Raw genomic sequence first — 1,573 nt, 5'->3', positions numbered from 1 at the left:
GGGGCCAGGGCTGGGCGACACCGGACCGCTCGCCCTGACACCGGCGGACGAACCGGGCCGGCGCGGGGCCCCACCCGGCCACCAGCTCCTCGAGCCCGACCGGGACGGCGCGTTCGACGAGATCGCGACGCTGGCCGCCCGCCTGTGTGCCACGCCCGCGGCGTTCGTCGCCTTCCGGGGCGCCGACCGGCAGTGGCGCCGGGCATGCTACGGATCGACCGCCACCGAACTGCCCCAGGAGGCCCTCCTCGGCCTGGACGCACCGGCCGGGCCCGCCGCCGTGGTGGAGATCCCCGACATCGCCGGCGACCCCCGTTTCGCGCGGCTGGCCGCGCTCGGCCCGAGCAGCCCGTTCCGGTTCTACGCGGCGGCGCCGATCCGTACCCCGGACCACGCGGTGATCGGCCATGTCGCGGTGCTCGACCGTGTCGCGCGTGCCCTCACCCCCGGGCAGAAGGAGTCCCTGGCCGCGCTGGGACGGCAGAGCGCGCACCTGCTGGCGGCCCGGCGGGCCGTGTGCATGGCCGACCAGGTCACCGCCGCGCTGGGCGCGCTCGACCAGTTCTGGTACCCGGACCATCTCGACCCGGCGGTGTCGATGGTCGCCGAGGTCTCCCGGAACCTGCTCGACGCGGACGCGGTCAGCCTGCTGCTCGCGGACATGCCCGGCTCGACGGTGTTCCACGTGGCCGCGTCCGCCACGAGACCGGACGAGGACACCATGATCTCCTCCGGGGCCCGCTTCACGGAAAGTGACGAGACCGGTATCGGTACCGTGCTGCGCACCCGGGCACCGGTCTTCTTCCCGGACGTGTCGACGTCACGGCCGTTCCCGCACCGGGTCGTCCGCCGGCCCCGCATCGCCTCGGCGCTGCTGGTGCCGATCCCCGGTGAGGGCGGCCTGATCGGCCTGGTCGCGGCGTGCTGGGCGGCGACGCGCACCCGGGTCGACCAGGCGGGGCTGCGCGCGGTCACCCTGCTCGGCGGGCAGGCCGGCCACACCCTCGCGCGGCTGCGCACGGCCCAGGTCCGCGTCCGGGAGATCGGTGTCGACCCGGCCACCGGCCTGACCAGCCGGGACCGTTTCCTGACCGTCCTGCAGGGCCTGCCGGCGGGAACCGCCGTCTGCCTCTTCGGGCTGCCGGACCATCGGCAGCCGGACCAGCGGCCAGGGGATCAGCGGCAGGGTGAGGCCCCCGTCCGCGCCGACGAGTACGTCCTGCGGCACTTCGCCGCCGGGCTGCGGGCGGCCGCCGGCTCCGGGGTGGAGCTCGCCCGCTGGTCGCACAACCGGTTCGTGGCGGCCCTGCCCGCGGACAGCCAGCTCGAGCCGGACGCCCTGCTCGCCCGGCTGCGGACCGACGGGGACGTCGCCGCGACGGCACCGTTCGCGGTCGGGGTCGCGACCACCCGTCCCGATCAGCCGCCCAGCGCCGCGCTATGGGACGCCGAGGGGTCGCTGCGCGACGCCCTGCGCGCCACCACCGCGACGACGGGACGGACGGGCCCCGTGCCCCGCAACGGCACCGGCCACGACCACGCCGGCCGGGACGTCGCTGATCGGGACGTCGCC

Annotated in this window: 1 protein-coding gene; it reads left to right on the top strand. The window is 76.5% G+C overall.

Annotated elements, in window-relative coordinates; all coding sequences use genetic code 11:
- A partial coding sequence (locus AC5LSR_RS18135) for a GAF domain-containing protein (protein WP_493468714.1) occupies positions 1 to 1,573 on the top strand: 1,573 nt, incomplete at both ends.

It is taken from the genome of Protofrankia sp. CiP1_Cm_nod4 (assembly GCF_982290645.1).
Note: the sequence above shows the minus strand (reverse complement) of the source record. Positions and strands in the feature narration are given on the sequence as shown.